This window comes from Streptomyces sp. NRRL B-24572, assembly GCF_002156145.1.
GTDB lineage: Bacteria > Actinomycetota > Actinomycetes > Streptomycetales > Streptomycetaceae > Streptomyces > Streptomyces vietnamensis.
The window spans coordinates 1-1292 of the sequence record NZ_MWIG01000931.1; the positions used below are offsets into that span (position 1 = coordinate 1).

General features: G+C 76.2%; 1 protein-coding gene. It reads right to left on the reverse strand.

All coding sequences use genetic code 11. The features are described 5' to 3' along the window. On the reverse strand, nt 1–1292 hold a 1292-nt coding region (locus tag CCN56_RS38450), incomplete at both ends, for an amino acid adenylation domain-containing protein (RefSeq protein ID WP_143664783.1).

Here is a 1292-nt window from a genome sequence, read left to right on the forward strand (position 1 = left end):
TCGCCGGGCCGGTCCTCGCGGACGGTCACGGCGGCGCGGGCGACGTCCGGGTGGGCGGTGAGCGCGGCCTCGATCTCGCCGGGTTCGATGCGGAAGCCGCGGAGCTTGACCTGGAAGTCGGCGCGGCCGATGTACTCCAGCTGTCCGTCGGCGTTCCGGCGGACCAGGTCGCCGGTGCGGTACATGCGGGTGCCGGGCGGTCCGTACGGGTCGGCCGTGAACCGTTCGGCGGTGAGGCCGGGGCGGTTCAGGTAGCCCCGGGCCAGGGGGTCGCCCGCGAGGTACAGCTCGCCGGTGACGCCGGGCGGGACGGGCATCAGGCCGGTGTCGAGGACGTACGCGGCGGTGTGGTCGATCGGGCTGCCGATCGGCGGGACCTCGGGCCAGTCGGCGACGTCGGCCGGGAGGGTCCAGGCGGTGACGACGTGGGTCTCGGCGGGGCCGTAGTGGTTGTGCAGGAGGGTGGGGGCGCCGGCGTGGTGGGTCCGGACGGCCTCCCGCAGGGTGAGGGCCTCGCCGGCCTGGACGAGGTGGCGGAGTCCGGACAGGTCGGCGCCGCTCTCGCGGGCGGCCTCCAGGACCCCGTCGAGGACGAGGTTCGGGGCGTAGAGCTCGGCGACCCGCTCCTCCTGGAGCCAGCGGGCCAGTTCGCGCGGGTCGCGGCGGACGTCCTCGGGGCAGACCGCGAGGGTCTTGCCGGTGAGGAGGGCCGAGAGCATCTCCTGGACGGAGACGTCGAAGCCGACGGCGGTGAACTGGGCGACGACGGTGCCGGGTTCGCCGGGGACGGCGGTCTCGTGCCAGGCGAGCAGGCCGGCGAGCGCCCGGTGCGGCATGACGATGCCCTTGGGGCGGCCGGTGGAGCCCGAGGTGTGGATCACGTACGCGGGGTGCTCGGGCAGCACCGCGGGGGCGGGGAGCTGCGGGCCCGCCGGGGGCAGCGGCTCCTCCAGGTGCAGCAGGCGGTCCGGGTCTCCGGGGAGTTCCGTGCCGACGGCGGCCGTGGTGACGACGGTCCGCGGGCGGGTGTCGGCGAGCAGTGCGGCGATCCGCTCGGCGGGGTGCTCCGGGTCGACGGGCACATAGGCGGCGCCGGTCTTGAGGACGGCGACGAGCGCGACGGCCAGTGCGGTGGAGCGGGGCAGTGCGACGGCGACGAACTCCTCGGGTGCGGCGCCGCGGCGGAGCAGTTCGGCCGCGAGGCGGTTCGCGCGCTCGTCGAGTTCGCGGTAGGTGAGGGCGCCGCTGTCGTCGGTGACGGCGACGGCGTCCGGGGTGCGGGCGGCCTGGGC